The organism is Mycobacterium sp. (assembly GCF_035653355.1).
Lineage (GTDB): Bacteria > Actinomycetota > Actinomycetes > Mycobacteriales > Mycobacteriaceae > Mycobacterium.
Genome location: NZ_DASRBZ010000671.1, coordinates 1 through 4,525 on the forward strand (window position 1 = coordinate 1; position 4,525 = coordinate 4,525).

The following is a 4,525-nucleotide window of genomic DNA, read 5'->3' on the forward strand; positions in this document are numbered from 1 at the left end:
GTTGACCGTAGTGTGGGCGCCGGTCTTATCGGTCGTCATTTGTTCCACCCTTCGCCGGGCGTAATAAGCGCCGACACCGGCGACAGTACCCGCGCAGGCGACGGCTTACTTGCGAGGCGGACGCAGCACTGTCATGGCCGCCCGTTTGACCGGCTCGGGGATGCGGTCCTGCATCGACAACGCCGCGGCGGCGGCGCGGCTTCGCAGCAGCGTGCCCCGGCCGAACATCCGGTTGAACGGCCCACCGGTCGGCTCGATCTCGATATGCAGCGGCGGGCCGCCTTCGGTGGCGCCGAGCGCATGGGATATGACGATGCGCTGAATCTCGCTGGTGCCTTCGAAAATCGTGTACAGCTTGGCGTCCCGATACCACTTCTCGACCGGATGGTCGGTGATATAGCCCCAGCCGCCCATCGTCTGGATCGCGCGTTCGGTGGCTTTGACGGCGACCTCGCTGGCGGCGAGCTTGGACATCGAACCCTCGCCTCGCTCGAACGAGATCCCGTTGGCCGCCATCCAGGACGCCCGCCAGGTCAGCAGCCGCGCGGCATCGATCTGGGTGGCCAGATCGGCCAGCGGAAACGCAATGCCCTGGTTGTCGATGATCGGCGCGCCGAACGCTTCACGGCGGGTGGCGTAGGCGGTGGCGTATTCGAGCGCGGCGCGCGCGATGCCGATAGCCTGAGCCGCGACCATCGGCCGGGTTTGCTCGAACGTGCCTAACGTCGCCGAGCCGGAATGCCGCCCACCGGCGACCGCTTCCCGGGCCTTCGCCAGCTTGTACTCGAGTTTCTCTTGTCCCCCAAGAAGATTGGCTTCCGGGACCCGGACACCGTCGAACCGCAACTCGGCGGTGTGTGATGCCCGGCAGCCCAACTTGTCGAGCTTGCGCACCAACTGCAGCCCGGGCGTTCCGCCCGGCACGACGAACAAGGCTTGGCCGCGGTGGCCGAGTTCCTCGTCGACGACCGCGTTCACGACATGCACATTGGCGATGCCGCCGTTTCCGATCCACATCTTGTGGCCGTCGATGATCCAATCGCTGCCGTCGCGGTGGGCGCGGGTCCGCAGATTCCGTACGTCGCTCCCGCCTTCCGGCTCAGAGATCGCCAGCGCCGCGAGCTTGAGGTCGCCCGGTGTCCCGAAACATTCTGGCGCCCAATGCAGCATCTGCTCCGGTGAGGCGGCCTGCCCGATCGCCGACAGCGCCAACGCGGGCATCACTATGGCCAAACCTATTCCCGCGCAGCCCCAGAACAGCTCCTCCATGAACATCGGCAACGACAGCCCTGTCGGGTCACCGATCAAGTCCCGGTAAAACAGCGGACTATAGAAACCGCGATGAGCCGCCTCTTCCAACACCGGCCATGGAAACTCCTGGCGCTGGTCGTAATCGAGGGCGACGGGGCGGATCACCGACTCAGCGAAATCATGAGTGCGCCGCGCCAAATCACGTTGCGCAGCTGTCGGCGTTAAGTCGAAGGTCATCGATGCGTCCCTGCGTTGACTGGCGGTGCCGCCTGGTCGGCCGGTTCAGCGTAACCGCTGCCTTCGACCGCAGGGATGTGTCGGCTGGTTCGGACCCGGTTATGCGGCCGACCGAGGCCCGACCTGAGCCGCCGGCAGGTGAAACACAGTGACCGGCCCCGAAACAGCGTCGTGCTGGCGCCGGGCGAGCAGCGCGGCGTTATCCGGCAGCTGCCGGGAATTGATCTCGCCAGCAGCAATGCGGCGCAGGAGGTCGTGAGCGCGCGCCAGCTGCTCACGCTTGCGGTACTGCCCGCCGGGTAGTTTGACCCCAGCCCACACGCCGTACTCTTCCCGATGCTCGACGGCGTACCGGGCACACAGCCGCTGCTGGGCCAAGGGGCACTTGCGCAAGCACAAGAGCCGCGCCTCTGTGGAGGACTGCTCGTAGGCACGCGCCTTGGCGGCGCCGTCTCCACCGTCGTCATCGTTGTAGCCGAACCACAGGTCTGGGTTCGTGGAGCAGGGATACCCCATGTGTCCGTCTCCTTCTCGCTCCTCGTCACGCAAAACGTAGACGGAAGCGTATATCTGTTTCGGACCGCCTGCAAGTGAAACGTGACAAAATCGTATATCAGACTGGGCGGGCAGCGGCTGTGTACTATCCGGATATGGCCGGAGCGCTACGGTGAGCCGCGAATCGGCGGGCGCGACCGTCCGGGCATTACGCGAGTCGCGCGACTGGTCACTAGCGGATTTCGCGGCCGCGACAGGCGTCAGCATCATGGGGCTGAGCTATCTGGAGCGAGGCGCCCGTAAGCCGCACAAGAGCACAGTTCAAAAAGTCGAAAACGCCCTTGGCCTGCCACCGGGCACCTACGCGCGACTGGTCGTGGCGGCCGATCCCGAAGCGGAACTCGCCCGCCTGACGGCGGCTGATTCGACGCCGGAGATGCCGGAGCGTCAGACCGGAGCCGTCGTCGTGGCTCGTCATGACAACACCGAAGTGCTGGAAGGTCACGCTGAGGCACAGCTCGAGATGCTCAATTGGCTGATCGACCGACTACCGGCGACGACATCAGACGAATATGAGACGTATATTCTTTCTGTGATCGAACGGTGTGTGAAGTTCGAGATGCTGGCGGCCCGGTCCTGGCGCGCGGCGGTACACGCCCGCTCGGAGTCGGCGGGCCGGCTGATGCAACATCTGCAGGCGCTCGAGGCGACACGCAGCTCGCTGCTCAGCCGGATACCTACCAGCTTGAGTGCCCGGTTCGATCGGGCATGTGCGCGGTCGCCGCTGCCTGACGCGGTTATCGCTGCGCTGGTTGGTGTGACGTGCGAGGAGATGTGGGACATCCGCAATCAGGGGGTTATTTCGCCGGCTGCGCTCCCCCGCGTACGGGCGTTCGCCGACGCATTCGAGCCGGTCGGCGACAGTGGGACAGGCCCGGAGAGGTGGCATGCCAGTGAGCACCAGTGAACTGGAGGTGTTGAGCCGCGCCCATCAACTGTTCACGGGTTCGGCTCGGCCAGCGACCCTCAACGACGCGCCGTATAACGGATTGTTCGATTCCGTCGCCGTACTGAACAGCGGTCAGGGGCACGACCGGTATCGGCTCGCGCTGCACACCAGCCGAGAGGTGCTGCGCTCGGCTGGCCAAACCGATGCAGAGATCGCCGCCGTCATCGCCGGCGCTCACCAGGATCATGCCCTGGCCCGCGAGCAGACGAAGGGGGTCCTCGACGAAGCGCGCGCCGATGCCTCGGCGACACCACTGACGCCGATGGCCCAAAGGGAGGCGTTGCGCCGTCGGGTGGCCCGCCTGCGCGCGCAACGCGCCCATGTGATGTCAGCTCGCGGGCAGGCACTTCGACGCGCGGCGGCGCTGCGAGCCCTGCGATACCTGGCACTGCACCGACGCGCGCGGAAGTCGGGTGCACTGCGCTTGCCGCCGCCCAGCAGCCGTGCCGGAATCGCCGTGCGCGCAGCGCTGTCGCGGCTGGGCCGACCCTACGTCTGGGGAGCAACCGGTCCGGATCGATTCGATTGCTCGGGGCTGGTCCAATGGGCCTACGCACAGGCGGGAATCCACTTGGACCGCACCACTTATCAACAGATCCACGATGGGATTCCGGTAGCACGCTCACAAGTACGACCCGGTGACCTGGTCTTCCCGCATGCCGGACACGTCCAAATGGCCATCGGCAACAATCTGGTTGTGGAAGCACCCTATTCCGGTGCCACAGTTCGGATCAGCCCGCTGGGCGCCAATGTTGCTATCCGACGCCCACTTTTGTAGTGCCTCGTTCGAATGTCGCTGAAAACCGGGTTTTGATGGGTAGGTTCACCTCATGGCAGACCAAGCAGGACTGTCGATGACTGCGATCCAGGCCAAGCAAGCTGCGTTAGCCACGCAATACGCCACGGTGAGCGATGCGGATCAGGTCCTGATAGAGGCGCTTGCCAGTGCCCATGCCGCGACGGTCGAGGGTGTCGCCCGACTCGACGTGATCGCGGAGGAGATCGAGCGCGCTGTCCAAAATCAGGCTGCACTCGGGCTCGATACACCGCTCGGCGCGCGTGAATTCCAGAAATTTCTGATCGCCAAGCAGCGCGAAATCTGCGCTGTCGTTGCTCAGGCCAAAGAAGTCGCCGCCGCGAAAAAGGCTGCACTGGAGGCATTACCGGCCAACTACACCGTCGCCCAGGACCAGCGTTAGTCGCAGATAGAACATTTGCTCAGGGACGAGCCGAAGTGAATTGTCTCCGGGTAACGGCCTCGGTACTGTCCCCGCCATGGCGGGGCCGCAGGATCGTTCGCAGCAAAGCGCTTCGGCCATGCCGCCGACAGCGGCGCCGCTAGCGTCCGATCTCCAGCATGGCGGTGCAGCGGCGGATGCGATCAGAGATGCTGAACTTGCTCTGGCGCAACAAGGTTCAGCAACCGCCCAGCTGGATCTGCAAGTGGTCTCCGCAATTCTGAACGCTCACCGGACAACGCTGGACGGGAGCGACGCGTTGACCGCATTACAGCGCGACGTCGAGGCCGCGGTG

General features: G+C 65.0%; 6 protein-coding genes. 4 read left to right on the plus strand and 2 right to left on the minus strand.

Annotated elements, in window-relative coordinates; genetic code table 11:
* Positions 1–105 precede the first annotated feature (105 nt).
* Both VFA16_RS22980 and VFA16_RS22985 read right to left on the minus strand, forming a co-directional pair.
* On the minus strand, positions 106–1,488 hold the full coding sequence (locus VFA16_RS22980) for an acyl-CoA dehydrogenase family protein (RefSeq protein WP_324970053.1): 1,383 nt from the start codon (positions 1,486–1,488) through the stop codon (positions 106–108).
* Between the two features lie 99 nt (positions 1,489–1,587).
* On the minus strand, positions 1,588–2,004 hold the full coding sequence (locus tag VFA16_RS22985; protein ID WP_324970054.1) for a WhiB family transcriptional regulator: 417 nt from the start codon (positions 2,002–2,004) through the stop codon (positions 1,588–1,590).
* 151 nt (positions 2,005–2,155) lie between these two features.
* On the opposite strand from VFA16_RS22985, the gene VFA16_RS22990 reads away from it, so the two are divergent.
* The 4 genes from VFA16_RS22990 to VFA16_RS23005 all read left to right on the plus strand — a co-directional run.
* Positions 2,156–2,950, plus strand: a complete 795-nt coding sequence (locus VFA16_RS22990) for a helix-turn-helix transcriptional regulator (RefSeq protein WP_324970055.1) — start codon at positions 2,156–2,158, stop codon at positions 2,948–2,950.
* On the plus strand, positions 2,937–3,770 hold the full coding sequence (locus VFA16_RS22995) for a C40 family peptidase (RefSeq protein WP_324970056.1): 834 nt from the start codon (positions 2,937–2,939) through the stop codon (positions 3,768–3,770). Before VFA16_RS22990 ends, VFA16_RS22995 begins: the two co-directional genes overlap by 14 nt.
* Before the next feature lie 52 nt (positions 3,771–3,822).
* Positions 3,823–4,191 carry a DUF4226 domain-containing protein gene (locus VFA16_RS23000; protein WP_324970057.1) on the plus strand — a complete coding sequence of 123 codons (369 nt, stop codon included), beginning with the start codon at positions 3,823–3,825 and terminating at the stop codon, positions 4,189–4,191.
* 76 nt (positions 4,192–4,267) lie between these two features.
* Positions 4,268–4,525, plus strand: a 258-nt coding sequence (locus VFA16_RS23005; protein ID WP_414687791.1) for a DUF4226 domain-containing protein, incomplete at its 3' end; no start/stop codon positions are given.